At 72.5% G+C, this 24,394-nt stretch carries 21 protein-coding genes; 11 read left to right on the top strand and 10 right to left on the bottom strand.

The annotated features are described in order from the left end of the window. The first annotated feature begins 131 nt into the window (after positions 1–131). A complete protein-coding gene (locus DQ392_RS12010; RefSeq protein ID WP_245981375.1) occupies positions 132–1,661 on the top strand; it encodes an amidohydrolase family protein in 1,530 nt (509 codons plus the stop codon). A 93-nt stretch (positions 1,662–1,754) separates the two neighbouring features. Here the strand turns inward: DQ392_RS12010 and DQ392_RS12005 are convergent, their stop codons facing one another. Then, positions 1,755–3,446 (bottom strand): hypothetical protein, encoded by a 1,692-nt coding sequence (locus DQ392_RS12005; RefSeq protein WP_181856387.1) that lies wholly within the window; start codon positions 3,444–3,446, stop codon positions 1,755–1,757. Between the two features lie 223 nt (positions 3,447–3,669). Between DQ392_RS12005 and DQ392_RS12000 the strand changes: the two genes are divergently transcribed. Beyond that, positions 3,670–3,942, top strand: a complete 273-nt coding sequence (locus tag DQ392_RS12000; protein WP_220182621.1) for a Cif family virulence factor — start codon at positions 3,670–3,672, stop codon at positions 3,940–3,942. An 85-nt stretch (positions 3,943–4,027) separates the two neighbouring features. Then, positions 4,028–4,471, top strand: coding sequence for an acyl-CoA thioesterase (locus tag DQ392_RS11995; RefSeq protein WP_114015533.1), 444 nt, complete (start codon positions 4,028–4,030; stop codon positions 4,469–4,471). 184 nt (positions 4,472–4,655) lie between these two features. Here DQ392_RS11995 and DQ392_RS11990 read toward each other — a convergent pair whose 3' ends face one another. Both DQ392_RS11990 and hutH read right to left on the bottom strand, forming a co-directional pair. Then, positions 4,656–5,900 carry a L,D-transpeptidase gene (locus DQ392_RS11990; protein ID WP_181856386.1) on the bottom strand — a complete coding sequence of 415 codons (1,245 nt, stop codon included), beginning with the start codon at positions 5,898–5,900 and terminating at the stop codon, positions 4,656–4,658. Positions 5,901–6,503: 603 nt separating this feature from the next. Beyond that, on the bottom strand, positions 6,504–8,051 hold the full coding sequence (hutH, locus tag DQ392_RS11980) for a histidine ammonia-lyase (protein ID WP_181856394.1): 1,548 nt from the start codon (positions 8,049–8,051) through the stop codon (positions 6,504–6,506). 344 nt (positions 8,052–8,395) lie between these two features. Here hutH and DQ392_RS11970 point away from each other — a divergent pair, with 344 nt between their 5' ends. After that, complete coding sequence (locus DQ392_RS11970) at positions 8,396–9,259, top strand: alpha/beta fold hydrolase (protein ID WP_114015528.1); 864 nt, start codon at positions 8,396–8,398, stop codon at positions 9,257–9,259. A 370-nt stretch (positions 9,260–9,629) separates the two neighbouring features. Here the strand turns inward: DQ392_RS11970 and DQ392_RS11965 are convergent, their stop codons facing one another. From DQ392_RS11965 to DQ392_RS11950, 4 genes are all read right to left on the bottom strand, one after another. Continuing rightward, entirely contained in the window at positions 9,630–10,871 is a 1,242-nt protein-coding gene (locus DQ392_RS11965) for a GGDEF domain-containing protein (protein ID WP_114015527.1), read from the bottom strand. Positions 10,872–11,036: 165 nt separating this feature from the next. Continuing rightward, on the bottom strand, positions 11,037–11,837 hold the full coding sequence (locus DQ392_RS11960) for an enoyl-CoA hydratase/isomerase family protein (protein WP_114015526.1): 801 nt from the start codon (positions 11,835–11,837) through the stop codon (positions 11,037–11,039). 97 nt (positions 11,838–11,934) lie between these two features. Then, positions 11,935–13,173 carry an adenylate/guanylate cyclase domain-containing protein gene (locus DQ392_RS11955; RefSeq protein WP_245981373.1) on the bottom strand — a complete coding sequence of 413 codons (1,239 nt, stop codon included), beginning with the start codon at positions 13,171–13,173 and terminating at the stop codon, positions 11,935–11,937. Between the two features lie 188 nt (positions 13,174–13,361). After that, complete coding sequence (locus tag DQ392_RS11950) at positions 13,362–14,231, bottom strand: biotin--[acetyl-CoA-carboxylase] ligase (RefSeq protein ID WP_114015525.1); 870 nt, start codon at positions 14,229–14,231, stop codon at positions 13,362–13,364. A 362-nt stretch (positions 14,232–14,593) separates the two neighbouring features. Here DQ392_RS11950 and DQ392_RS11945 point away from each other — a divergent pair, with 362 nt between their 5' ends. The 4 genes from DQ392_RS11945 (at position 14,594) to DQ392_RS11935 (ending at position 17,373) form a co-directional block, all read left to right on the top strand. Then, complete coding sequence (locus DQ392_RS11945) at positions 14,594–16,198, top strand: acyl-CoA carboxylase subunit beta (RefSeq protein ID WP_114015524.1); 1,605 nt, start codon at positions 14,594–14,596, stop codon at positions 16,196–16,198. A 10-nt stretch (positions 16,199–16,208) separates the two neighbouring features. Then, the gene (locus DQ392_RS11940; RefSeq protein ID WP_114015523.1) at positions 16,209–16,454 is read left to right on the top strand and encodes an acyl-CoA carboxylase subunit epsilon; all 246 of its coding nucleotides are present in this window, start codon (positions 16,209–16,211) and stop codon (positions 16,452–16,454) included. 103 nt (positions 16,455–16,557) lie between these two features. Beyond that, positions 16,558–16,695 (top strand): morphogenic membrane protein MmpB, encoded by a 138-nt coding sequence (gene mmpB / locus DQ392_RS34435; protein ID WP_181856385.1) that lies wholly within the window; start codon positions 16,558–16,560, stop codon positions 16,693–16,695. A 60-nt stretch (positions 16,696–16,755) separates the two neighbouring features. After that, a complete protein-coding gene (locus DQ392_RS11935; protein WP_114015522.1) occupies positions 16,756–17,373 on the top strand; it encodes a Maf family protein in 618 nt (205 codons plus the stop codon). On the opposite strand, the gene DQ392_RS11930 is transcribed toward DQ392_RS11935, so the two are convergent. Next, positions 17,348–17,833: a hypothetical protein gene (locus tag DQ392_RS11930; RefSeq protein WP_245981372.1), complete on the bottom strand. Its 486-nt coding sequence runs from the start codon at positions 17,831–17,833 to the stop codon at positions 17,348–17,350. The two genes, DQ392_RS11935 and DQ392_RS11930, sit on opposite strands and share 26 nt — an antisense overlap. Before the next feature lie 410 nt (positions 17,834–18,243). Here DQ392_RS11930 and DQ392_RS11925 point away from each other — a divergent pair, with 410 nt between their 5' ends. Continuing rightward, complete coding sequence (locus DQ392_RS11925; protein ID WP_114015521.1) at positions 18,244–20,025, top strand: ATP-binding protein; 1,782 nt, start codon at positions 18,244–18,246, stop codon at positions 20,023–20,025. Positions 20,026–20,153: 128 nt separating this feature from the next. Here the strand turns inward: DQ392_RS11925 and DQ392_RS11920 are convergent, their stop codons facing one another. Beyond that, positions 20,154–21,080 (bottom strand): DeoR/GlpR family DNA-binding transcription regulator, encoded by a 927-nt coding sequence (locus DQ392_RS11920; RefSeq protein ID WP_114015520.1) that lies wholly within the window; start codon positions 21,078–21,080, stop codon positions 20,154–20,156. A gap of 120 nt (positions 21,081–21,200) precedes the next feature. Then, complete coding sequence (locus DQ392_RS11915; RefSeq protein ID WP_114015519.1) at positions 21,201–22,700, bottom strand: NAD(P)H-quinone dehydrogenase; 1,500 nt, start codon at positions 22,698–22,700, stop codon at positions 21,201–21,203. A gap of 592 nt (positions 22,701–23,292) precedes the next feature. Here DQ392_RS11915 and DQ392_RS34065 point away from each other — a divergent pair. Both DQ392_RS34065 and DQ392_RS11910 read left to right on the top strand, forming a co-directional pair. Beyond that, a complete protein-coding gene (locus tag DQ392_RS34065; protein WP_147266522.1) occupies positions 23,293–23,721 on the top strand; it encodes a hypothetical protein in 429 nt (142 codons plus the stop codon). Between the two features lie 224 nt (positions 23,722–23,945). After that, positions 23,946–24,383, top strand: coding sequence for a gamma-glutamylcyclotransferase family protein (locus DQ392_RS11910; protein ID WP_114015518.1), 438 nt, complete (start codon positions 23,946–23,948; stop codon positions 24,381–24,383). Positions 24,384–24,394: the final 11 nt, after the last annotated feature.

Below are 24,394 nucleotides of genomic sequence, written 5' to 3'. Positions count from 1 at the left end.
CGGGCAGTTCTGTCGCACCGCCCCGACCGGCGGGGAGCGGCGCCATGTAGGTGTATGACGGAAATCCACTTCCGCATGGCGGACCGGTTCACGTCTGCCCGAGAGGGGCTCGGCGGCGATAGAACACCGCAATGACTGATCGGAACACCGAACCTGACGCGAACGCCGACCGGAACGCGGGAAGCACCCAGCACGCGACCCACCGGGACGCGCCGCACCGGAACGCGACCAACCGGAACACGAACAGGCTGCGCCGTCGCAGCGTGCTCGTCGGCATGGGGAGTGTGCCACTGGCGGCCGGGGCGGCCTCCGCTTCCGCGCCCTCCGGCCGGCCTGCCGCCGCCTTCGCGAGAGCCGCGGAGAAGGAGGGAGGAGCGCGCCGCACCACGCTCCTGAAGAACGCCTCGCTCGTGCTGACCATGGACCGTCGGCAGGGCGCCGGGGAACTGGGCTCCGTCGAGCACGGTGACGTGCTGCTGCGGGACGGGAAGATCGCGGCGGTGGGGCGGCGGCTGCGGGCCCCCGACGGGGCTCGCGTACGGGACGTGACGGGCAAGCTGCTGATGCCGGGGTTCGTGGACATACACAACCACCTGTGGCAGTCCAGCATCCGCGGTGGCTGCTCCGACCAGGACCTGGTCGGCTGGCTCGCGTCCTGCAACCGCCCGGCGCTGCCGAAGATCGACGCCGCGGACATGTACCGCTTCGTCCATCTGGCGGCGCTCGACGCGCTGCGTACCGGCGTGACGACGGTCGTCGACTGGGTGCACGCGATCCCGTACGCGACGAGCGAGCATTACGTGCGGGCGCTCGACGACGCCGGGCTGCGGTTCGTGTACGCGATGGCCACGGCCTCCGGCGACGAGGGCGCGGTGCGGAAGGTGAAGAGGGAGCTGCTGGATCCGCTGCCGCTCGCCTCCGCGCAGGTGTCCGTGCACGCGGGCATGGAGGGCGTCGAGGAGCTGCGGGCCTCCTGGCGGGTGGCCCGCGACCTGGGGCTCATGGTCAACTCGCATGTGCTGGAGCACAGGAGCGACCGCGAGGCGGGGCAGATTCGGGCGCTGCGTGAGGTCGGCGCTTTCGGGCCTGCGTTGCTGATGAACCACGCGATCCACCTGACCCGCGAGGAGATCGCCCTCACCGGGGACCGCGGGGTGCGGGTGGCGCACTGCCCGCTCAGCAACATGCGGCTCGCCTCAGGTGTCATGCCCCTGCCAAAACTGCACCGCCACGGCGTCACCGCGGGGCTCGGCCACGACGGCGGCACCAACGACACCTCCGACATGTTCGCCGTGATGAAGACCGCCGTCGGGCTCCAGCGCGCCGTCCACGAGGACGCCGAGGTGTACCCCTCACTCCCCGCCGTCCTGCGCATGGCCACCCTCGGCGGCGCGGAGGCCATCGGCATGGCGGACCAGGTCGGCTCCCTCACCCCCGGCAAACGCGCCGACCTGCTGATCCTCGCCCCCGGCACCCTCAACTTCGCCCCCCGCATCGACTGGACCAGTCAACTCGTTCTCAACGGCCAACCGCCGAACGTCACCGACATCTACGTCGACGGCCGCCTGCGCAAGACCCGTGGCACGCTCGTGGGCGTGGACGAGGCCGAAGTCGTCCACCAGGCCGAACTCGCCGCCACCCACCTGAAGCACGCCGACTGAAGCACCCGGCCGAAGCGCACTGGCACAAGCACGCCGCCGTGCCTCGCCCCTACCGTTGCGGCCGCGGGCCCGTGCCGGCCGGGGGAGGGCCTCTCAGCTGTCTCCCACCCCGCCCGCCCGGGCCCTCGGCCGTGTAGGACTGGTCGGCCACGAAGGACCCGTCGGCCGTGTAAGGCCCATCGGCCCGTGGAGGGTGTCGGCGCGGGGTGGGAAGGCGACGCGCCAGCCGGGGTTGTAGGTGCGGGGCACCGGGTGGAGGTGCCAGTCGGCTGCCGCGGCCCAGGCGGGCAGCGGAGCCTCGCGGAGCACGAGGGCGTCGGGCGTGCCCGCACGGGCGGGGTGGCAGCCGGCCGTGTGGGCCACCGGAACGGTGGAGCTGTTGCCGCCGAGGACGCAGGGAGGGCGTACGCCGTGGGCGCGCAGCACTTCCTCGACGCGCTGCCAGTCGTGGCGGACCGCCGTCTGGATGCCGGAGTGGATGCCCAACTGCTGGAGCTGGAGTGCCAGGTGGAGGGCGGCGAGGGCGCCACCGCCCAGCGGGACGCATACGCGTGCGCGCCGTGTTCCGCGAGCGCGGGCCCACCGTGCGGCCCGCAGGGCTCCGAGCGCGGCGACGGGGGCGAGCAGCGCGTAGGCGGGCAGCAGGAAGCGGGGGGCGGCGTACTCCATGAACAACAGGTACGGGAGGGCGACGGCGGCTGCGGCCGTCAGCGGAAGCGCCGCCGAAGCGGTGCGCCCCTGCTGACGGGCCGCACGGAGGCCGAGCAGCAGCAGCGGGGGGATCAGCAGCCACCATCCGGCGTTCGACCACTCGAGGGTCGCCCCGTCGCACGGACGGCACAGCAGGGGCCCGTCCAGCGCGGCGGCGTGTGCCTTCAGGGCGTCGAGGGTGAGGCGTGGGCTCATCCCGCCCTGGACCTCGCTCGCGGCGCGCACCCGCCGCAGCACGCCGCCGAAGCGGAGCGAGGCCTCCACGGCCCAGGGCAGCAGCCCGGCCGCGAGACCGCAGGTGACGGCGAGCGCGGTCCGCGTCCGGGCGCGGAGAGGCAGCCGGCGTGCGCCCAGCGCGGCGGCGAGGAGTACCAGCGCGGGCCACACCGCGTCGTTGGGCCGCATCAGGGCGGCGAGGGCGAGCGCGGCAGCCGCGCCCGCGCGGGTCCGTCCCGTGGCGGGGCTGCGCAGGAAGCAGCCGACGGCGGCCACCAGGCCCGTGGCCACGTAGTGGTTGGGCATCGCCGCGCCCGCGTAGAAGAGCGCGATCCACACGCTGCCGTAGAGCGCGGCGGCGAGCGGCACGGTCCCGCGCCGGGAGAACCTGCCCACCCAGGGCAGGTAGCCGAGGAAGAGGGAGAGCGCAGCGGTCAGCGTCAGGTAGCAGCGCAGCAGGACCACCGAGTCGCTGAACGCCGCGACGGGTGCGATGAGCGCGGGTACGCCGCGGGTGCGGGGGGCGCTGAAGGGCGTTTCGGGCCCGTGGGGCGAAAAGCGGCTCGCGTAGACGAGCTCGTCCCAGCCGAGCGGCAGTCCGGGGTGGACGAGGGTGAGCGAGAGCAGCCCGAAGGCGCCGCAGACCCCGGCGAGCCACCAGCGTTCGTCCCGCCGCCACGGGTGCCGCTCGGCGGCTCGCTGCACGTGCCCGGCGGCCGTGGGGTGCTCGGCGACCGGTGTGGGGTGTGCGGCAACCGAGGCGGGGTGCCCGGTGGCCGGTGCGGGGTGCCCGGTGGCCGGTGCCGCGTATCCGGGCGCCCGTGCGGCCCGCCCCGCGCTCCGTGCAGAAGATGACATACGCGGCATCCTGGCGCCGTGCGGCGGAAACCCCGTGGAGGTCGGCGCCTGCCGCGCGCCGGGCCGCACAGCAGAGCCTTGTGGTCGCGGTCGCAAACGGGCCCGGCTGGACGAGCGTCTCAGGCGGTGGCCTTGACCCAGTCGCCGCAGTAGGTCAGCTTGTCGTGCCGGCCGTTCTGGTCGCACACCTTGAAGTAGACGGTGGAGCCTTCCCGCCGGCGCCGTGGCCGACACGCCGCAGGCCGTGGCCCGCGCGAACGCGGACTTCCTCGCACTCGGGCTGCCCCTCGGCGTGCGCCCCCGGCACACCTACGTCGCCGACGGGGCGGCGCTGCTGGTCGTCGACTGGGAGATCGACGGCACCGGGCCTGACGGCGCCCGCGTGCACCTGACGGGGACGGCCACCGACGTCGCCCGGCGCGGCGCCGACGGCCACGCCGCGGCCTGCCGGGACCGGAATCCCCGAGCCGCCCCGCCGGGCCGCCGGATAGCGTGACCGGTGTCGCCGCGCCGCCCGCCGCGGGCGCGCATCCGACGGGCGGGGCGGTGGCGACGTATCCGCCCGCGAGACGGAGGAGACCGTGTCACAAGAACAGCCCGTAGCCGATCCGTTCGCCGTCCCGGTGACGGTACGGGGCTACGAGACCGACACCCAGGGACATGTGAACCAAGCCGTGTACCTCCAGTACAGCGAGCACGCGCGCTGGTCGGCGCTGAGAGCGGCCGGTATCGAACAGGCCGCCATGGCGGCCCGGGGTGTCGGGCCCGTCGTGCTGGAGCAGACGGTGCGGTATCTGCGGGAGTTGCACGCGGGTGACGAGGTGACCGTCAGCTGTGCCTTCGAGTGGGGCGAGGGCAAGACCTTCCGCGTGCGCCAGCTCATCCGCACGGCCGGCGGCACACTCGCCGCGGAGCTGACCGGCGTCAGCGGGGTGATGGACCTGCGGGCCCGCCGCCTGGTGACCGACCCCGGCGCGGCGCTGCGCGAGCTGGCGACGGACCCGAAGGTACTGGGCCTGGCGTGACGACGCCTCCCTCGGCCTCCTGCGCCTCTTCGCTCTCCTGACCTTCCGGGTCCGCCCGCCTCTGCTGCCCGTGGGCGCCGGAGACAGGGGTCTCCATACGGCGACGAGGGTGGCCCCCTGCCGGGGGCCACCCTCGTGGGTGCCGAAGCTCAGCCGGCGCGGTCCGCACCGCCGGCCGGCAGCGTCACAGTGCGGAGCCGGCCTTCCACTCCGCCCAGTCCATGTTCCAGCCGTTGAGGCCGTTGTCGGGCTGGACGGTCTTGTCGGGCGAGCCCTTGACCTCGACGATGTCGCCGATCATCGAGTTCTCGTAGAACCAGGCGCCGTCGGTGCCGGACTTGTTCGCCCCCTGGGAGTCCTTCAGGCCGACGCAGCCGTGGCTGGTGTTGCCGGAGCCGAAGGGAGCGCCCCAGTAGTTGCCGTGGATGAAGGTGCCGGAGGTGGACAGGCGCATCGCGTGCGGCACGTCGGGGATGTCGTAGCCCTCGGCCCCCTTGCGGCCGAACCCGACGGTGTCCCCGTCCATGCGGGTCTCCTTGTGCTTCTCGGAGATCACCATCTTGCCGTTGTAGGTCGGGTTGCCGGCGCTGCCCGCGGAGATCGGGATGCTCTTGATCGTCTTGCCGTCCCTGACGACCTTCATCTGGTAGTTCTTCACGTCGACCGTGCTGACCTGCTCGCGGCCGATGTTGAAGGTGACCTTCTTGTCCTGGACGCCGACGTTGCCGTTGCCCGCGTTCACGCCGTCGAGGCCGAGGTCGAGGGTGACCTTGGAGTTGGGCTTCCAGTACTCCTCGGGGCGGAAGTCGAGCCGGCCGTTGCCGAACCAGTGGCCGACGACCTCCTGGCCGCTGGTCGAGTTGACCTTGATCGCGGACTCGACGGCCTTCTTGTTCTGGATCTGCTTGTCGAAGGTGATGGAGACCGGCATGCCGACACCGACGGTGGCGCCGTCCTCACCCGCGTAGGTGCCGATGAAGCTGTTCTCGGGCGAGACGGTGGTGAACGCGGAGTTCTCCACGGCCTTGCGGCCCTCGCTGTCCTTCGCCGTCGCGGTGACCTCGTACTTGGTGGCCCGCTCCAGCTGCTTCCCGGGCTTCCAGGACGTACCGTCGGCGGAGAGGGAGCCTTCGACCTCGGTGCCGCTCTGGGCGGCCTTCATGCTCACCTTGGTGAGCTTGCCGCTCTTGACCGAGACGTTGCCGCCGCTGTTGATGCTCGCGTTGGTGGCGCCGTCCTTGGAGGCGATCTTTATTCGGGCCTGCGAGGCGTCCTTCTCGGCGGATATGTCGTTCTTCGCCGCGGATTTCTCCGTGTCGCCCCCGTCGTCGCCACCGCATCCGCTCAGCGCGAGCACCCCACCGAGCAGCACAGCCGTGGCCGCGAGACCCCTGCGGTGCTTCCCACCCGTCATCACTGGCTTCTCCATCTGCCTTCGGAACCCCATGTCTCCCCGGTAAAGCTGCTCAGCCCCCACAGCGCCCGATATCGGACATGTGCGCTCCAGCTCCTTGCATAAGAACGCACGGGGGACTATGACCGGTTCCACTTTCGGTAAAACTGTGGTCTAGGACACGTATCCGACCCGTTCGCGAGCCGTCTCGTCTCTTGTCCTGTTTGATGCGTGCGGAGCCGTTCTGGTTCTGTCCGGTTCCCGTTCGATGAAGACCGGAACGTACGGGTTCCCAGGAAGAGCGGAAGCATGCCTTCCCCCTCGCCTCCACCACTCAGTAACATCAGCCCGCGTACGGTCAGTTCATCGCTGATCCCCCGAGCCGTACGCCGTACCGACGCACCCTGGAGGGCCTTTTCGTGTCCGAGGCCGGACCCTCGAAGCTGTCAGTCCACCGCCGCTCTCTGGCGACCGCCGCGGCGGCCGGCGGAGTGCTGTTCGCCCTCTGGTTCGTCCCCACAGCCAACGCTACCCCCGAAAAACCTGACCATCCCACCCGTCACAGCGACACTGTGACGCGGTTGGGACACGACGGGGACGCCGACCGGACCGGCTAGGCAGGCCCGGTCGGCGCCGGAGTCAGGCCAGCGGTCCCGTGACGGACTCGGCCGCGGCCACCAGGGCGCCGGACCGCACGAACGCCTCGGCGGCCCCCAGGTCGGGCGCCAGGAACCGGTCCTCCCCCGGGCCCTCGGCCCCCGCCTCGCGCAGCGCGGCGACCACAGCGCGCGCCGCCTCACCGGGCGCCGCGCCCGCCGTGCGGGAGCGCAGCTCGACAGCCCGCGCGGCCGCGTACAGCTCGACGCCGATCACCCGGGAGAGCCCGTCCACCGCCGTCCGCAGCTTCCGCGCCGCGGACCAGCCCATGGAGACGTGGTCCTCCTGCATCGCGGAGGAGGGGATCGAGTCCACCGAGGCCGGTACGGCCAGCCGCTTCAGCTCGCTCACCAGGGCCGCCTGCGTGTACTGGGCGATCATCAGCCCGGAGTCCACCCCGGCGTCGTGCGCGAGGAACGGCGGCAGGCCGTGCGAGCGGTTCTTGTCGAGCAGCCGGTCGGTGCGGCGCTCGGCGACGGAGGCGAGGTCGGCCGCGGCCACGGCCAGGAAGTCGAGGACGTAGGCGACGGGCGCCCCGTGGAAGTTCCCGTTCGACTCCACCCGCCCGTCAGGCAGCACGACCGGGTTGTCGACAGCGGCCGCCAGCTCCCGCTCGGCCACCGTGCGGGCGTGCGTCAGCGTGTCCCGGCCGGCGCCCGCGACCTGCGGGGCGCACCGCACCGAGTAGGCGTCCTGCACGCGGGGGGCGTCGTCTTGATGGTGCCCGGTCAGTCCGGAGCCCGCCAGCACCTTGAGCATGTTCGCGGCGCTGGCCGCCTGCCCCGGGTGCGGGCGGATGGCGTGCAGCTCGGGCGCCAGCACCCGGTCGGTGCCCAGCAGCGCCTCCAGGGAGAGCGCCGCGGCGATGTCGGCGCTGGTGAACAGGCGGGCGAGGTCGGCGCAGGCCATCAGCAGCATGCCGAGCATGCCGTCGGTGCCGTTGAGAAGGGCCAGCCCCTCCTTCTCGCGGAGCTCGACGGGGGCGATGCCCGCCTCGGCGAGCAGTTCGCCCGCCGGGCGGACCACGCCGTCGCGGTCCTCCGCCTCGCCTTCACCCATGAGGGTGAGCGCGCAGTGCGAGAGCGGCGCGAGGTCTCCGGAGCAGCCGAGGGAGCCGTACTCGTGCACGACGGGGGTGATGCCGGTGTTGAGGACGTCGGCCATCGCCTGGGCGACCTCGGGCCGCACGCCGGTGCGGCCCGAGGCGAGCGTCTTCAGCCGCAGGAACATCAGCGCGCGGACGACCTCGCGCTCGACCCGTGGGCCCATGCCCGCCGCGTGCGAGCGGACGATGTTGCGCTGCAACTGGGCGCGCAGCTCGGGGCCGATGTGGCGGACGGCCAGGGCGCCGAAGCCGGTGGAGACGCCGTAGACGGGGTCGGGCTTGGCGGCCAGGTCGTCGATGAAGCCGCGGGCGGTGCGCAGCGCCTCGACCGCCTCAGGGTGCAGCTCGATCCGGGCGCCGTCCCGGGCGACGGCGATGACCTCCTTGGGGGTGGTCCCCGAGCTCCCCACGACCACAGTGTGCATATTCATATTCAGAAACACTAATGAGTGAATTGCCATCTGTCACGGTCGCCCGCCTCCGACCGTCCCGGGGAAATCAGGTGCTCTCCCAGAGCCCCTGGCTCTAGGCTCGCGGCGGCACGAGCCGCGGCGGGCCGGCGAGGAGAGACGGGGGACGCACGGTGCGGGCGGGCCGAGTGGAGCGCATCGCCGGGGCGGCTGCCGCACCGGCCGGCGAGGCGGGCCTGGACGACCTGGCGCTGTCCGCGCCGGCCCGCGCGAGGAAGTCCCGGGCACGGACACCGGCACCGGCACCGGCACCGAGCAGCACCTGCACCAGCACCTCACGGAGAAGGAGATCACGGCCCATGAGTGACCTGCCCGCCGACGCCACCGCACCGCGCGTCGGCGTCCTGCCCGTCCCGGGCGCCACCCTGCGCTACGAAGTGCGCGGCACCGGGCCGCTCCTGCTGCTCATACCGGGCGGCGCCGGGAACGCGGACGTCTTCCACGGCGTCGCGCCGCTGCTCGCCGACCGCTTCACCGTCGCGAGCTACGCGCCGCGCGGCATCAGCGGCAGCCCACTGGACTCCCCGGACCAGGAACAGGCGGTCGAGGTGCACGCGGCCGACGCGCGGCGCCTGCTCGACCTGCTCTCCCCCGACGAGCCCGCCACCGTCCTCGGCACCAGTTCGGGCGCTGTGGCAGCCGTCGAACTGCTGACGCGGCACCCGGAGCGCCTGCGGCTCGTCATCGCCCACGAGCCGCCGCTGATCCGCGTGCTGCCGGACCCGCATCCCGTCCTGGCCGCCTTCACCGGAATCCAGGAGACCGCCGTGCGCGAGGGGGTCGGCGCCGCCTACGCCCGCATGGGTGCCGTCCTCGGCGCACCGGAACCCGTCGAGGACCCGGCCGTGGGCGAGCCCGCGCCCGTGCCCGACGGGTTGCGGGCCGCGATCGAGGCGAGCAGCGCGCACTTCCTCCGGAACGTGCTGCGGCCCTTCAGCCACCACGCCCCTGACCTGACGGAGCTGAAGGGTGTGGCGGACCGGCTGGTCGTCGCCGTCGGCCGGGCCTCGCGCGGCCAGCTCCAGCACACGATGGCCACCGCTCTGGCCGAGGCGGTGGGCGCCGTGTGCCGGCAGTTCCCGGGCGGGCACGTGGGCTGCGTCGAACACCCGGCCGCCTTCGCCCAGGCGCTGCGCGACACGCTGCCGCCGACAGACCGCTAGGGAGTGTCTTCAAAGTAGCGGCGTCCGCCCGGAGGGCGGGCCTGGCGGTGTCTGGTGCGTGCGCTCGCAAGGCGGAGGAGGGAGTCCCTGCGTGGGGGCACCTCCCGGGGCGAGCGAAGCCGAGCCCTGGGGGAAGCGGCGACCGACGACAACGCCGCGAGCGTGCGTGCCAGGCGCCGCCAGGCAGGCGGGACTTTGAAGACACGACCTAGGACTCGCGCCGCGCGCTCGGGGCCCCTCCACCGACCGGGACCCTGGAGCCGCCAGGCCCCGGAGTCGGCAGGCCCTCCAACCGCCAGGCCCCGGAGTCGGCAGGTCCTCGAACCGGCGGGCCCTGGAGAGCCGACAGGCCCTGGAGAGCCGCCGGAGCTCACCCCCGGCGGAAGCGGCGGCGTTCCGGGGTGGGTGGCGGCGGTGCGGGGTCGGCGGCCAGCCGCAGTGTGGGGTCGTCGGGTCCGCCCTCGCGGCCCGCCACCACCGGCTTGCCCGAGCGCAGCGCCTTGGCCCGGTACTGGGCCGCGTCCGCGAGCCGGAAGATCCGGTGGGCCGTGCGCACGTCACCGACCGGGTCGCCGGTGGAGGCGACGCCGCAGGCCACGCCCTCCCCCAGCTCCAGGGCCGCCGCGCCGTGGCAGAGGTCGTCGGCGGCACGCACCACCTCGTCGGCGGTCGGCCCGACGGTCAGCAGGCAGAACTCGTCGCCGCCGAGCCGCCCCGCCAGGGCGCCTGGCAGCGTCGCCGCGCAGTCGGCCAGTACCCCGGCGAACCGTTCCAGCAGCCGGTCGCCCGCCTCGTGGCCGTGCTGGTCGTTGACGGCCTTGAGCCCGTTGATGTCGCAGACCGCGAGGCTGACGACCGTGCCGAGATCCCGGTGCAGCTCGACCGCCTCGTCCAGCCGCGACTCGACGGCGCGGCGGTTGGCCAGGCCGGTCAGCGGATCGGTGTAGGCCAGGCGGCGGACCTCCTCCAGCCGTTCGTTCTGCGCGATGCCGGAGGCGATGAGCGCGGCCAGTACAGCGGCGAAGTCGGCGTCGTTCCTGGTGAAGGCGGGCGCGTCGGCGGCCCTGGCGACGTACAGCTCACCCCAGGCGCGCCCGTGCAGCACGATCGGGGCGATCACGCCCGAGCCCCGGCCCCGGCGGCGCCACACCGCCACCCGCCGGTAGCCGGGCGCCTCCTGGTCGCCGTCCCGGAGCGGTCCCTCCTCGTCCTCCACCCAGGCCGGGGCACGGGCGCCGCCCGCCCAGCGTTCGTGCAGCGACTCGGCGATCTGCGGGAAGTCGTGCGCGGGGTAGGACTCGTCGTCGGGGAACTCGGCCTCCCCCGGCGCCCGGTCCCCCACGTTGACCAGAACGCGCAGCCGCCCGCGCGCCCGCTCCCAGACGGAGATCGCCGCGAACGTGCCGCCCATGGCCTCGCACGCGCCCCGCGCGGCCGCGTGGGCGATGTCCCGGTGCGAGAGGGCGGCGACGGCCTCTGGGTCGTGTGCCGCACCGGGGGAGGTCGGGGCCGGCGCGGGGGCGGAGGTCTGCGCCGCCGCCATGGCCTGCGACAGCCCCACGACGGCGCTCAGGCGCGCGTCCGCGTCCCCGTTCTGACGTATTCGGCCCATACGGCCAAGATTAGGAGGCTTCGTGGCGTTCTGCCGCGCGACCCCCTACGGAGAGCCTCACTCTACGTACGACACGTGCGCGGCGGGGCCCTCTTGGCACATCTCGCGGCCCGGAGCCCGGGAGACCGGAGACCCGGAGACCCGGAGGAAGGGAGAAGGGGCGGCTCAGGCCCCCGGCCAGTCGGGCTTCCGCTTCTCGTTGAAGGCCGCGACCCCCTCGGCGCGGTCCCCGGAGAAGGCGACGGTTCGCCAGGCGGCCTCCTCCACCTCGAGACCGGCCCGCAGGTCCATGCCCCACCCGGTGCGCAGCGCACGCTTGGCGGCCCGCAGCCCCACGGGCGAGTGCGCCGCGATCCGCCCGGCGAGGGCCAGCGCCTCCGCGCGGTCCTCGCCCGCCTGTGCGAGCTGGTCGACGAGACCGAGCGTGTGCGCCTCGTCGGCCGCCACCCGGCGCGCGGAGAAGATCAGCTCGGCGGCGCGCGCCGCACCCACCCGGCGCGGCAGCAACTGGGTGCCGCCGCCGCCCGGCACCACGCCGACGGACACCTCGGGCAGCCCGACCACGGCCGAGGGGTCGGCGACGATCAGGTCGCAGGAGAGCGCCAGCTCGTACCCGCCGCCCAGCGCGTAGCCGTGCACGGCGGCGATGGTCGGCATCGGCAGCTCCAGCACGCCCCGGTAGGCCGCGCTGGTGTACGGACGCTGGGCGCCCAGTTCCGCGTCGCTCAGCGCGTTGCGCTCCTTGAGGTCGGCGCCGACGCAGAACGCGCGCTCGTGCGTGGAGGTCAGCACCGTCGCCCGCACGTCACCGTCCTCGGCGAGGGCGGCGCACGCGTCGGCGAGCGCGCCCGCGAACGCCGTCGAGACGGCGTTCATGGCCGCCTTCCGGTCCATCACCAACTCGGCGACGTGCCCGTCCTTGCGGACCCGTACCCACTCCCCGAACACCTGCTCGCCACGATCCATGGCCGTCACGATAGCGCTCGCGCCGCTTTCTCCCGGGGGACAACCCCGTACCCCGGCCCCACCCCCCGCGCACAGGGACACCCCGCGGAGCACGCCGTCAGGGACCCGGCGGGGTACGCCGCCTCAGCAGCCAGGGTTCCACCACGCCGAGGCCCCGCACGGGGCGCTGGTAGAGCGGCTGGAGCGCGAACCGGAACCCCGAAAGGTCCTCGCTCTCCTTCTCCGACTCGGGAGCGGCCCCCGAGGCCGTCAGTTCGGCACGGAAGGCGCCGTCGACCAGCACGGTGTCCTTGGGCGCTATCGACGTCAGCCGGCTGGCGAGGTTGACCGTGTTGCCGAAGACGTCGCCCATCCGGGTCGTCATCGTGCCGAAGGCGATGCCGACGCGCAGCTCCGGCATGGTCTCGTCGTTCGCCATCGTCTCGATCAGCCGCACCCCGATCTCGGCGGCCGTGCCCGCGTCCTCCGCGACGTAGAGGATCTCGTCCCCCAGCGCCTTGATGAGCCGCCCGCCGTGCGCGGCCACCAGGTCGGCAGCGGTCGTCTCGAACGCCTCGACCAGCTCGCCCAGTTCCTCGTCCTCCAGGCGCCGGGTCAGCCGGGTGAAGCCGACCAGGTCGGCGAAGCCGATGGCCTGGCGGCGGTTGACCATCTCGTCGTCGTCCTTGACCTGCACGACCCGCCCGGTCGCCGCGGCGAGCTGGCGGCGCCACACGTAGACCAGGAACTCCTCCAGCTCCGGCAGCAACAACTGCACCAGCGGGAACGTGACCTCGTTGCGCGTCATCCCCGGCTCGGGCGGCTCCGTCAGCCCCATCAGGAACGAGTCGATCTGCCAGTCCGCGAGCCGTGCCGTGGTCTGCCCCGTGGAGCGGGCCACCTGCACCGCCATCGGCTCGCTCAGCAGCCCCGCCTCGACCAGCCCGGACAGCCGCCGCAGCGCCAGCACGTCCGCCTCGGTCAGCGCGCGCGCCTGCCCGACGTCGGCGAAGCCCATCGCCCGCCAGAAGCGGGACGCCAACTCCATCGAGACGCCCGCCGCACGGGCCGCCTGGAAGGGGGTGTACTGACGCGCGGAGCCGAGGATCAGCTCCTCGATCCGCAGCGCGCTGGGATCGGTGTCGTCCTCGACGACCTCCGCCTCGCCCAGGTCCTCGGCGAACGCGTTGGCCTCGACCGGGTCCTGCGAGCCGGCGCGTGCCGGGCCGGTGCGCTCGGGGCCGGGGCGCTCGGAGTCGGCGCGCTCGGGGTCGGCCTCCCCGCCGCTCGCCGGGTCGTTCTCCCGGGAGCCGGCCGCCTGCCCCTGCTGGGGCACACCCGGATCGTCCGCGGTCACCGGGGGCTCCCCGCACCCTCCGCGGCGTGGCGTCGCGCCCTCGCGTCGTCCCTGCGCACAGCCCTTCCGTTCCTCTTGCCGCTCCTGCTCGCGGCGGCACACCGGCACCGTCCGTGAGCCGGACCCCGGCGCCCGATGGCACCCGATGTCACCGCCGATTGCCCACCATACGGCAGTTGTGCGCTACCTCACTTACCGGTCGCCGGACGCAGATGGACGATGTCACCGGCCGCTACCGGACGCTGCACACCCTGTTCCGAGGCGATGACCAGCCTGCCGTCCCCGTCCACGGCCACGGCCTCCCCCAGCAGCTCCTCCCCGCCCGGCAGCATCGCCCGTACCGAGCGGCCCAGCGTCACGCAGCCCGCCGCGTACGCCTCCAGGACGCCGCAGGCCGTGGGATCGCCGTCCGCCGCCGTCCAGCGCCCGTACCAGTCCTCGAACGCGCGCAGCACGGCACGCAGAATCGGGTCGCGGTCCGTGCCCTGGGCGCCCGCCAGGGCGAGCGAGCCCGCCGTGGGAACCGGCAGCTCCTCCTCGCGCAGCGTGACGTTCACCCCCATGCCGAGCACGACGTGCTCGTCGTCCACGCGCTCCGCGAGGATCCCGCCGATCTTCCGCTCCTCGTCCGCCCCCGTGGCCAGGATGTCGTTCGGCCACTTCAGCCCCGTGTCGACGCCCGCGGTACGGGCGAGCGCGCCCGCCGCGGCGACCCCCGCCAGAAGCGGGATCCAGCCCCAGCGCTCGGCTGCCGCGGCCGGGCGCAGCAGCACGGAGAAGAAGAGCCCCGATCTGGCCGGGGCGCTCCACGCGCGGTCCAGGCGGCCCCGGCCCGCGGTCTGCTCCTCCGCGACGAGGACGGTGCCGGGGCGGGCTTCGCCCGCGCGGGTGCGGGAGACCAGCTCCGTGTGGGTCGAGTTGACGGACTCGAGCACCTCCAGGTGCGTCCAGAGCACGTCCCCCTCGTGGAGAGGGGTCCCCTCGTGGAGGAGGGCGCGGCGGAGGGCCGTCTGGTTGAGCGGGGGGCGGGACAGGTCCGACCAGCGGTTGGGCGTCATACCGCCACACTATGTGCCGCCCTCGGCTGTCACCTCTGCCCATGAAACCGGCCCCTGACCCGTTTTGCCGGGGCTTCGCCCCTCGCCCCTTCCTTGTAGGGCGGGCCCCCATGGCCTCCGTCTTTCTGTGGGGCCGCCCAGCCCCGAGGTGTGCTCTCTGTTTGGGGCTCCGCCCCCCTAGGAGCCGCCCTGGGCAGGAAGGAGTTACCTCTGAGGTGAGAGGTGCTCGGAGACGGGGAGAAAGGGCGCGGCGACAGCGAAAAGGGTGCTGGCGGTGTGGCCAATGACGCACTCCGTAACGCCCACACCGCAGATAGCCTACGGATCGGTAGCCACCCCGTGACGGTTAGGAGCCCTCCGAGATGTCCTCGCCCAGCCCAGACATCGACGACATCGACATCCACACCACCGCGGGCAAACTCGCGGATTTCGAGCACCGCACGAAGGAAGCCGTGCACGCGGGCTCGGAGCGCGCGGTGGACAAGCAGCACGCGAAGGGCAAATTGACCGCGCGCGAGCGCGTGGAACTCCTGCTGGACGAGGGCTCGTTCACGGAGCTGGACGAGTTCGCCCGCCACCGTTCGACGAACTTCGGTCTGGAGGCGAACCGTCCCTACGGCGACGGTGTCGTCACGGGCTACGGCACCATCGACGGCCGCCCCGTCTGCGTCTTCTCGCAGGATTTCACGATCTTCGGCGGCGCCCTGGGCGAGGTCTACGGCGAGAAGATCGTCAAGGTGATGGACTTCGCGCTGAAGACGGGCTGTCCGATCATCGGCATCAACGACGGCGGCGGCGCCCGTATCCAGGAGGGCGTGGCGGCACTCGGCCTGTTCGCGGAGATCTTCCGCCGCAACACGCACGCCTCCGGCGTGATTCCGCAGATCTCCCTCATCCTCGGCCCGTGCGCGGGCGGTGCCGTCTATTCGCCCGCCATCACGGACTTCACGGTGATGGTGGACCAGACCTCGCACATGTTCATCACCGGGCCCGACGTGATCAAGACGGTCACGGGTGAGGACGTCGGGTTCGAGGAGCTGGGCGGTGCCCGTACGCACAACGCCACGTCCGGGGTGGCACATCACCTGGCGGGTGACGAGAAGGACGCGATCGAGTACGTGAAGGCGCTGCTCTCCTACCTTCCGTCCAACAACCTCTCGGAGCCGCCGGTCTTCCCCGAGGAGGCGGATCTGGAGACCTCGGACGAGGACCGTGAGCTGGACACGCTCATCCCGGACTCGGCGAACCAGCCGTACGACATGCACGGCGTCATCGAGCACGTGCTGGATGACGGGGAGTTCCTGGAGACGCAGGCGCTGTTCGCGCCGAACATCGTCACCGGTTTCGGCAGGATCGAGGGCCAGCCGGTCGGGGTGGTGGCCAACCAGCCGTTGCAGTTCGCGGGGTGTCTGAACATCGACGCGAGCGAGAAGGCGGCGCGGTTCGTGCGCACCTGCGACGCGTTCAACGTGCCGGTCCTCACGTTCGTGGACGTCCCGGGCTTCCTGCCGGGGACCGACCAGGAGTACGACGGGATCATCCGGCGCGGCGCCAAGCTGATCTACGCGTACGCGGAGGCGACGGTGCCGCTGGTCACGGTGATCACGCGGAAGGCGTTCGGCGGCGCGTACGACGTGATGGGCTCCAAGCACCTGGGCGCGGACCTCAACTTCGCCTGGCCGACGGCGCAGATCGCCGTCATGGGCGCGCAGGGCGCGGTCAACATCCTGCACCGCAAGAAGCTGGCCGCCGCCGGCACCCCGCAGGAGACCGAGGAGCTGCGCGCCCAGCTCACGCAGGAGTACGAGGACGCGCTGCTCAATCCGTACGTGGCGGCCGAGCGCGGCTATGTGGACGCGGTGATCCGTCCCGCCGAGACCCGCCGTCACATCACCCGCGGTCTGCGCACGCTGCGCACCAAGCGCGAGCAGCTTCCGCCGAAGAAGCACGGCAACATCCCGCTGTGAGGAGGCCGCGATGACGGATTCCCCTGAGACGTCCCCCCAGCCCCCCGAGCCGCCCATCCGGGTCGTGCGGGGCAATCCGACGCCTGAGGAGCTGGCCGCCGCGCTGGCGGTGGTGCGGGCCCGCGCGTCGGCCGTGGCGCCGGGCGAGCCGGGCCGCCGGACGCCGGGTGCGTGGTCTTCGCCGGCCCGTACGGTGCCGCGCGGGCTGCCGCGGCCCGGCCCCGGCGCCTGGCACCGTACGTTCTGGCCGGGGTGAAGGCCGGTCCCGTGCCCGCCGGGGTGCCCGGTGTCCGCGGGGCGTCCGCATCTGAGTACGCGTACTCAGGCGGGGGCGCCCGCGCGGTTTCACCATGGGGCGCATGCTGTGGTCGGACCCCCGCGACGAGCCGCCGCCGGAACTGCGCAGGGCCCAGGAGAAGGTGCACCGTCTCGGCTGGGTGCTGCTGGTGGTGGTGGCGGTCGTGATGCTGCTGCTGCTGTCGGTGGCGTACTCGTGAGCCGCCCGGGTCCGCCGGGCGCGTGCGCGGGGTGCGCGGCACGTCCGGCGGATCCTTACGATGGCTCGCATGAACTCACCGCGTCTCGTCCTCGCCTCCGCTTCCCCCGCCCGTCTCGCGCTGCTGCGGCAGGCCGGGATGGCGCCGGAGGTCGTCGTCAGCGGCGTGGACGAGGACGCGGTCGACGCGTCGACCCCCTCGGAGCTGGCCCGGGTGCTGGCGGAGGCGAAGGCGGCGGCGGTGGCGGCTCGCGCCGAGGCGGCGGGTGCGCTGGTCGTGGGCTGCGACTCGGTGCTGGAACTGGACGGGCGGGCGCTGGGCAAGCCGGGGGACGCGAAGGAGGCGGCGGCCCGCTGGAAGGACATGCGGGGCCGCTCGGGTGTGCTGCACACCGGGCACTGCCTGATCGACACCCGGACGGCGGAGGCCCGCTGTTCGGTGACCGCTTCGACGACGGTGCACTTCGGTGACCCGTCCGATGAGGAGATCGCCGCCTATGTCGCCAGCGGCGAACCGCTGCGCGTGGCGGGGGCTTTCACGCTGGACGGCCGTTCGGGCCCGTTCGTCGAGGGCATCGAGGGCGACCACGGCAACGTGCTGGGGCTCTCGCTGCCGACGTTGCGCAGGCTGCTGGCCGATCTGGGGGTCGCCGTCACCGACCTGTGGGTGGCGCGCTGACCTCGCCCTGCGCGGGGGCGGCCGCTTCTGGGCTTGCCTGCGCCCGCTCGACGGGCTCGTCGTCACCGGCTCCGTACCAGGTCAGCGACCACACAATGAGGCCGAGGACGGCCATCAGCACCACGAAGGCCGTCCACCCCACCAGGCCGACGCAGAAGGCTCCCAGGACACCGTGGACGACGGCGCAGCTGATCAGCACGATGCGCCAGAACCCGCGCGGCGGCAGGTCGCGGATCGCCGTGCGGGCGAGGATCAGCGCGCAGGTGAGCACGTAGCCGCCGACCAGCACGGCGCCGATCACCGCGGAGATCGTCATGGCGCGCGGCTCGATGCCCGCCAGCGACATCTGCTGGACGTCGGCGACCTTGCCGAGGAAGAGATTGAGTCCTACGAGTACGACGGCCTCCAGCGTCAGCACCAACGCCGTCACCGCGGCCACCGCTCGTCTGCGCACTGGCACCGCGCCCACCCCTTCTTCGGCTTGCATCTTCCCTCGGCAGAACGCCTGTTGCGGCCCGCCCGCTCGACGCGCCCGGGTTACTCCGGGTACGTGTACTCGCCAGGGCGAACGCTACTGGCGGGTACATGCCGGGGCAAGGGAAACGGCGCACAGCAAAATTTCCCTCCTCCTCTCGTAGGGAATCCACAAAGACCCCCGGTTCGACCGAGTCACCGGGACAGAGAGTTAGCCCACACCCCTGAGTCGGGCAACCAGTGTCCGAAAGCGGCGTACCGTGGGATGACGAGGGGGGATCCGGTTCCGCGCGAGACGCGCATGACACTCCGTGTGGGCAAGCTCACCCCCCTGGGCGGCTCGGCGTCAGGTGTCGCCAGTACCTAAACTCAGCTTGTTTCAAGGAGGGAGCCATCGTGCGCAAGGTGCTCATCGCCAACCGCGGCGAAATCGCCGTCCGCGTCGCCCGCGCGTGCCGGGATGCGGGAATCGCGAGTGTCGCCGTCTATGCCGAGCCGGACCGGGACGCACTCCACGTCCGGGTGGCCGACGAGGCGTACGCGTTGGGCGGTGACACCCCCGCAGCCAGCTATCTGGACATGACCAAGGTCCTCAAGGCCGCCGCCGACTCGGGCGCTGACGCCGTCCACCCCGGTTACGGATTCCTGTCCGAGAACGCCGAGTTCGCGCAGGCGGTACTGGACGCGGGGCTCAACTGGATCGGCCCGCCCCCGCACGCCATCCGCGACCTGGGCGACAAGGTCGCGGCGCGGCACATCGCGCAGCGCGCCGGAGCCCCGCTGGTCGCCGGCACCAAGGACCCGGTCTCCGGCGCGGACGAGGTCGTCGCCTTCGCCGAGGAACACGGCCTGCCCATCGCCATCAAGGCGGCCTTCGGCGGCGGCGGCCGCGGCCTCAAGGTCGCCCGCACGCTGGAGGAAGTACCCGAGCTGTACGACTCGGCCGTGCGCGAGGCGGTGGCCGCGTTCGGCCGCGGCGAGTGCTTCGTCGAGCGCTACCTCGACCGCCCCCGGCACGTGGAGACCCAGTGCCTGGCCGACAAGCACGGCAACGTCGTGGTCGTCTCCACCCGCGACTGCTCCCTCCAGCGCCGCCACCAGAAGCTGGTCGAGGAGGCCCCGGCCCCCTACCTGAGCGACGAGCAGAACGCCGAGCTGTACCGGGCCTCCAAGGCGATCCTGAGTGAGGCCGGCTACGAGGGCGCCGGCACCTGCGAGTTCCTCGTCGGGCAGGACGGCACCATCTCCTTCCTGGAGGTCAACACCCGTCTCCAGGTCGAGCACCCGGTCACCGAAGAGGTCACGGGCCTCGACCTGGTCCGCGAGATGTTCCGCATCGCCGACGGCGAGGAACTGGGCTACGAGGACCCGCCGCTGCGCGGTCACTCCTTCGAGTTCCGCATCAACGGCGAGGACCCGGGCCGCAACTTCCTCCCGGCACCGGGCACGGTCACCACGTTCGCGCCGCCCTCGGGCCCCGGTGTGCGACTGGACGCGGGGGTGGAGTCGGGGTCGGTCATCGGCCCCGCGTGGGACTCGCTGCTGGCCAAGCTGATCGTCACCGGCGCGAGCCGCGGCCAGGCCCTGGAGCGCGCCGCGCGGGCACTGGACGAGTTCGAGGTGACGGGGATGGCCACCGCACTGACCTTCCACCGCACCGTGGTACGCGACGCCGCGTTCGCCCCCGAGGTGACCGGCCGCGCCGGCGAGCCCTTCGACGTCCACACCCGGTGGATCGAGACGGAGTTCGTCAACGAGATCAAGCCGTTCGCACCGTCGGCGGGCGAGGACGAGGACTCCGAGGAAGCGACCCGCGAGACGGTCGTCGTCGAGGTCGGCGGCAAGCGCCTGGAGGTCTCCCTCCCCTCGTCGCTGGGCATGCCGCTGGCGCGTGCCGCCGTCGAGGGCGGCGCACGCAAACCCCGCAGGAAGGCCGCCAAGAAGTCCGGCTCCGCGGCCTCCGGCGACGCGCTCGCCTCCCCCATGCAGGGCACCATCGTGAAGGTCGCCGTGGAGGAGGGGCAGGTCGTCGAGGAGGGGGAACTGGTCATCGTCCTGGAGGCGATGAAGATGGAGCAGCCGCTGAACGCCCACCGTGCCGGCACCGTGAAGGACCTCAAGGCGGAGATCGGCGCCTCGGTCTCCTCCGGCGCCGTCATCTGCGAGATCAAGGACTGAACCCCCGGCGGCCCCGCTACAGGGCTGCCGCCCGGTTCTCCCCGCTGCCCGTCGGCGGTGTCAGGCCCCGCACAGGGGCTCGGACACCGCCGACGGCGCGTTCCCGGCCGGCGGCGACCCGCCTCGGGCTAGCGGCGGCGCGGTGCCAGATCGGCCACCCGGGGCCCCGGTGCTGTCGTGGGCCGCAGATGGGTGGGCGGCTGGCTCCCGCCCTGCGCGGCGGCCCGCCGCGGGGTGGGCATCGGCACGTCCTGGCGGCCGCGCCCGGCGGAGGCGGAGCCCGCGACGGCGACCTGTACCCCGCGGTCGGCGAGCGCCTGCAACTCCGTCTCGGCACGGTCGTCGTGCGGCGGAGGCTCGTCCGTCACCAGTCGGGTGATCACATCGGTGGGCACCGTCTGGAACATGGTGTCGGTCCCCAGCTTGGTGTGGTCGGCCAGCACGACGACCTCCCCGGCCGCCTGCACCAGCGCCCGGTCCACGCTCGCGGAGAGCATGTTGGACGTGGACAGACCCCGCTCGGCGGTCAGCCCGCTCCCCGACAGGAAGGCCCGGGAGACGCGCAGCCCGTGCAGGGACTGTTCGGCGCCGCTGCCGACGAGCGCGTAGTTGCTCCCGCGCAGGGTGCCGCCGGTCATCACCACCTCCACCCGGTTGGCATGGGCCAGCGCCTGCGCCACCAGCAGCGAGTTGGTGACCACGGTCAGCCCGGGCACCCGCGCGAGCCGCCGCGCGAGCTCCTGTGTCGTCGTACCGGCCCCGACGACGACGGCCTCGCCCTCCGAGACCAGGCCGGCGGCGAGGTCGGCGATGGCCGTCTTCTCGGCGGTGGCCAGATGGGATTTCTGGGGGAAGCCGGACTCACGGGTGAAACCGCCCGGTAGCACGGCACCGCCGTGCCGGCGGTCGAGCAGTCCTTCTGCCTCCAGCGCCCGTACGTCCCTGCGCACGGTCACTTCGGAGGTCTGGACGACGCGGGCGAGCTCCCGGAGCGAGACCGCCCCGTTGGCGCGCACCATTTCAAGGATCAATTGACGACGTTCCGCAGCGAACACGAAACTGACAGTAACGCCAACGACCGTCTACTTTCAGCGGTATGCGCCGATTAACAGAAGTTGTTCGTAGGAGGGCACCCAACGTGGTATAGAGGCCCTTTCGGACAGCCCCCCGGCCCCTCAGTGCAGTTCGGCCAGCTTGCGCGTGTGCAACTGCCGCGCCACCTCGGCGATCGACCCGGTCAGCGACGGGTACACCGTGAACGTGTTCGCGATCTGTTCCACGGTCAGATTGTTGTCAACCGCGATCGCGATCGGATGAATCAGCTCACTCGCCCGGGGCGCCACGACCACACCGCCGACGATGATCCCCGTCCCCGGACGGCAGAACAGCTTCACGAAGCCGTCCCTGATGCCCTGCATCTTGGCGCGCGGATTGCGCAGCAGCGGCAGCTTGACGACACGCGCCTCGATGGCGCCCTTGTCCACGTCCGCCTGCGAGTAGCCGACCGTCGCGATCTCCGGATCAGTGAAGATGTTCGCGGCGACCGTCTTGAGATCCAGCGGGTTCACCGTGTCACCGAGGAAGTGGTACATCGCGATCCGGCCCTGCATCGCCGCCACCGAGGCCAGCGCCAGGACGCCGGTGCAGTCGCCCGCGGCGTAGACGCCCGGGGCCGAGGTGCGCGACACCTTGTCCGTCCAGATGTGGCCCGACTCCCTGAGCCGCACCCCCGCCTCCTCCAGACCCATGTCCGCGGTGTTCGGGATCGCGCCCACCGCCACCAGACAGTGCGTCCCCGAGATCGTGCGGCCGTCCTGCAGCGTGACCTCCACCCGGTCGTCGTCCGTCCGCTTCGCGGACGCCGCACGGGAACGGCTCATCACGTTCATGCCCCGGCGGCGGAAGACGTCCTCCAAAACCGCGGCGGCGTCCGGGTCCTCGCCCGGCAGCACCCGGTCACGGGAGGAGACGAGCGTGACCTGGGAGCCCAGCGCCTGGTAGGCACCCGCGAACTCGGCACCGGTGACACCCGAGCCGATCACGATCAGCTCCTCCGGCTGCTCCTCCAGGTCGTAGAGCTGCGTCCAGTTCAGAATGCGCTCGCCGTCCGGACGGGCATCCGGGATCTCACGAGGGTGACCACCCGTGGCGACCAGCACCGCGTCAGCCGTCAGCTCCTCCTGGCTGCCGTCCGCCACCGTGACCGTGACCGTACGGGAACCGTCCACCGCCTGCCCCGGCTCCAGCCTGCCCCGGCCCCGCATGACGCGGCCCCCCGCACGGGTGACCGAAGCGGTGATGTCGTGCGACTGGGCGAGGGCCAGCCGCTTCACACGGCGGTTCACCTTGCCCAGATCGACGCCCACGACCCTCGCCGGGTCGTCCGGGTCGTGGGTCTTGTCCTCCACCCGGATACCGAGCTCCTCGTAGGAGGAGTCGAAATTCGTCATCACCTCGGCCGTGGCGATCAGCGTCTTCGACGGCACGCAGTCGGTGAGGACCGAGGCGCCGCCGAGGCCGTCGCAGTCGACGACGGTCACCTCCGCGCCGAGTTGGGCGGCTACCAGGGCCGCTTCGTATCCGCCGGGGCCGCCGCCAATGATCACGATCCGAGTCACCCCCCCATTGTCCCGCACCCACCCCGAGCCCGCGTCGCTGGGGGCTCCAGCCCCCATGTGCCCCCTCGCCTCGGGGCTGCGCCCCTGGCCCCCATGGTCTTCCCCTTCTTTCTCTGAGGTGCCCTCGGCCGTGGTGGGGGCTCCGCCCCCAGACCCCCTTGGCCTCGCCGGCCGGGCGTTGGGGCGGCGCTGCCCCCCAACTGCCCCCCGCTACGGGGGGCTCCGCCCCCCCTAGGAGCCCCCTGGGGGAGAGCCGGCTCCCTCTTGTGTGAGAGATGGCCCAGCGCATGCGTACTGCGGTTCTCTCTGGTGTGGGGGTCCAGGGGGCGGAGCCCCTTGGCGGGGGTTTCTAGGGGGGCGGAGCCCCCGTAGCGGGGGGCCTTTGGGGGGCAGCGCCGCCCCAAAGCCTCCCCGGCGAGGGGCCGGGGGTCTGGGGGGAGGAGCCCCCCAGAGAGAGATCGGCACCCTCGGGGGTGGGTGGCCCCACTGGAAAGGGGGGCGATCGGGGGCCCGCCCCGCAGGAGGACAGGGACCAAGGGTGCTGCCCATGGCTGGGGCGGGCCCCACTGAACCGCCGCGATCACCGATCCGTGGTGAAAAGACCGACCCGCGCACAAGGACCCGCGCGGCACAAAACGAGGAGACGGCAATGTCAGACCAAAAGGGCGGCGGCCCGTCGGGCAACGACGACCGCTTCCGGCTCGCCGGCGACTCCGGCAACGGCCCGAGCCACGACTACAGCGGGTTCAGCCAGACCGGGGACGTGAACCCCCAGCAGGAGTCGCTTGACTCACTCGAAAATCCGCCTGCCTATGGGCAGGCAGGGGCGGCAGTGCCCAGCTACGCGGCCAGCCGGTTCGACCGACGGCCGGGAGACCCCCTGCCCAGCAGGCAGGCCAGCGCGCCGGGGAACCTCCAGAGGAACTCGTTCGCCACGGCCGCCAACAACTCGCTCTCCGGTAGTGGCGGCCCTGGCAACTCGGCCTCGTCACACCGGTCCGCCGCCGCGCAGACACATACCTCGCACACGCATACCTCTTCGCAGCAGCAGCCACGCAGGCGCAGTAGCGGCCGCTGAGGCGGCGTAAGCCAGTAAGCGACTGGCGGCAGTGGGCCGAGGTGGGGTCGCGTTCCCACACTCGGCCCACCGCGGCCCCGGGGGCGGCGGCCCGAGCCGCCGGCCCCCCGGCGGCACGCCGAGCATCGCGCCGCGCTCCGCCGCGATCCTGAAGAGGATCCAAGAGCACAGGGCCCGCCCCGAAGGGACGGGCCCTCGGCGGAGGGGCCCGTTACCCTCGTGGGATGTCGCTCTACGCCGCCTACGCCGGCAACCTCGACGCCCGCCTGATGTCCCGCCGCGCCCCCCACTCCCCCCTCCGCAGCACCGGATGGATGACCGACTGGCGGCTGACCTTCGGCGGGGAGCACATGGGGTGGGAGGGGGCGCTGGCCACCCTCGTGGAGGCGCCGCGGTCGCAGTTGTTCGTCGCGCTGTACGACATCGCTCCGATGGACGAGGACTCGATGGACCGCTGGGAGGGCGTCGGGCTCGACATATACCGGCGGATGCGGGTGCGGGTGCACACGCTGGACGGCGAGGAGCCCGCGTGGTGCTACGTGCTCAACGGGTACGAGGGGGGTCTGCCCTCGGCCCGCTATCTGGGCGACATCGCGGACGCGGCGGAGTCCGCGGGCGCGCCGCACGACTATGTGATGGAGCTGCGTAAACGCCCCTGCTAGGGGCGGGGCGC

The organism is Streptomyces reniochalinae, assembly GCF_003323735.1.
Lineage (GTDB): Bacteria > Actinomycetota > Actinomycetes > Streptomycetales > Streptomycetaceae > Streptomyces > Streptomyces reniochalinae.
Note: the sequence above shows the minus strand (reverse complement) of the source record. Positions and strands in the feature narration are given on the sequence as shown.

Excerpts from the sequence above, each read along its gene's own strand:
- DQ392_RS11945 (WP_114015524.1), top strand. The coding sequence starts at position 14,594 with ATGTCCTCGCCCAGCCCAGACATCGACGACATCGACATCCACACCACC.
- DQ392_RS11965 (WP_114015527.1), bottom strand. The coding sequence starts at position 10,871 with ATGGGCCGAATACGTCAGAACGGGGACGCGGACGCGCGCCTGAGCGCC.
- mmpB (WP_181856385.1), top strand. The coding sequence starts at position 16,558 with ATGCTGTGGTCGGACCCCCGCGACGAGCCGCCGCCGGAACTGCGCAGG.
- DQ392_RS11970 (WP_114015528.1), top strand. The coding sequence starts at position 8,396 with ATGAGTGACCTGCCCGCCGACGCCACCGCACCGCGCGTCGGCGTCCTG.
- DQ392_RS11940 (WP_114015523.1), top strand. The coding sequence starts at position 16,209 with ATGACGGATTCCCCTGAGACGTCCCCCCAGCCCCCCGAGCCGCCCATC.
- DQ392_RS11990 (WP_181856386.1), bottom strand. The coding sequence starts at position 5,900 with ATGGAGAAGCCAGTGATGACGGGTGGGAAGCACCGCAGGGGTCTCGCG.
- DQ392_RS11960 (WP_114015526.1), bottom strand. The coding sequence starts at position 11,837 with ATGGATCGTGGCGAGCAGGTGTTCGGGGAGTGGGTACGGGTCCGCAAG.
- DQ392_RS34065 (WP_147266522.1), top strand. The coding sequence starts at position 23,293 with ATGTCAGACCAAAAGGGCGGCGGCCCGTCGGGCAACGACGACCGCTTC.
- DQ392_RS11935 (WP_114015522.1), top strand. The coding sequence starts at position 16,756 with ATGGCTCGCATGAACTCACCGCGTCTCGTCCTCGCCTCCGCTTCCCCC.
- DQ392_RS12010 (WP_245981375.1), top strand. The coding sequence starts at position 132 with ATGACTGATCGGAACACCGAACCTGACGCGAACGCCGACCGGAACGCG.
- DQ392_RS11950 (WP_114015525.1), bottom strand. The coding sequence starts at position 14,231 with ATGACGCCCAACCGCTGGTCGGACCTGTCCCGCCCCCCGCTCAACCAG.
- DQ392_RS11915 (WP_114015519.1), bottom strand. The coding sequence starts at position 22,700 with ATGGGGGCTGGAGCCCCCAGCGACGCGGGCTCGGGGTGGGTGCGGGAC.
- hutH (WP_181856394.1), bottom strand. The coding sequence starts at position 8,051 with ATGCACACTGTGGTCGTGGGGAGCTCGGGGACCACCCCCAAGGAGGTC.
- DQ392_RS11910 (WP_114015518.1), top strand. The coding sequence starts at position 23,946 with ATGTCGCTCTACGCCGCCTACGCCGGCAACCTCGACGCCCGCCTGATG.
- DQ392_RS12005 (WP_181856387.1), bottom strand. The coding sequence starts at position 3,446 with ATGTCATCTTCTGCACGGAGCGCGGGGCGGGCCGCACGGGCGCCCGGA.